This window comes from Tenacibaculum geojense (assembly GCF_042676005.1).
Taxonomy (GTDB): domain Bacteria; phylum Bacteroidota; class Bacteroidia; order Flavobacteriales; family Flavobacteriaceae; genus Polaribacter; species Polaribacter geojense.
The window spans coordinates 1-1,066 of record NZ_JBHTJR010000025.1 but is presented as its reverse complement, the minus strand read 5'-3'; the positions used below and the strand labels follow the sequence as shown (position 1 = coordinate 1,066).

Below are 1,066 nucleotides of genomic sequence, written 5' to 3'. Positions count from 1 at the left end.
AGTTATTTGATGGAAAAGATTTATCAGTAAAAGGTAACAAATTAAAAAATGAAATAGAAAAATTATACATATCAAACAAAAAATTATTCAATAAATATTCTGAATTAGAAAACTATAATGAATTACATTTTAACACCAGTAATATTATTAATAAAAACGGTAATGAAATTAAATATTTTCACGATAAATTATTTAACAAACCAGTAATTGATGTATTAGAGTATTTAGAAAAATTAAAACTAGAATTAAACACCTTTCAATATATATTTCTTAATACAGTAATTCAATCCTAACTTTGAAAATAAACCTAGAAAATTGGGAAATAGGAATTATTCCAACTATTTTTATTTGTATAATATTACCTTTACTAATATACTTTTCTTTATGGTTAATTATAACAGGTATAATTGGAAGTTTAAGAATGTTACTTAGTAAGAAATGGACACGAACTAGTGGAAAATTAATAAGTTCCGAAATCAAATATAAAGACTTCAGTGATGAAAATCATAGACATAGAAAATATGTAAAAATTAAGACATATGTTTATAAGGTTAATAACGAGTATTTTTCATCCAATCAAACTCTTGCATCTGATTCACTTTTTTCAAAAGAATTCAAATCACTAAAAAAAAACATGAATAAAGAAAACACAGAAAAAATCTTAAACTCATTAAAATCTGGAAAAAAAATTGAAAATATTAAAGGAGATTTAATCACGGTATTTTATAATCCTAAAAAACCACAAATTGCATGTTTAGAAAATAGATTTGAAAAGAAAATATTTATACAAATCATTATGGGATTGATATTTGGAACTGGACTTATGTATCTTTCATATTATTTATTAAGAAATATAATTGAATAAATACTATGGCTAACACCGTATATAATTTATTGCTAGTTTTAGCTTACTTACGTAAGTCCGCAAGGACTTTCTAGGTCGGTAATTATTTACTAATTTAGTTGCTTAAAACACGCAACAAACCATATACAACAACGTTGTGAGCAATAGTTTCAGTCTTTTGGTTTTCTGAGTATTTATATGGGATATAAAAGTTTAAGGACT

At 23.5% G+C, this 1,066-nt stretch carries 2 protein-coding genes; both read left to right on the top strand.

The genetic code is table 11. The features are described from left to right. Window positions 1-293: hypothetical protein (locus ACFQ1U_RS04935; protein WP_386105938.1), on the top strand; the 293-nt coding region annotated here is incomplete at its 5' end. A gap of 2 nt (window positions 294-295) precedes the next feature. Further along, window positions 296-865: a DUF3592 domain-containing protein gene (locus ACFQ1U_RS04930; protein WP_386105936.1), complete on the top strand. Its 570-nt coding sequence runs from the start codon at window positions 296-298 to the stop codon at window positions 863-865. Window positions 866-1,066: the final 201 nt, after the last annotated feature.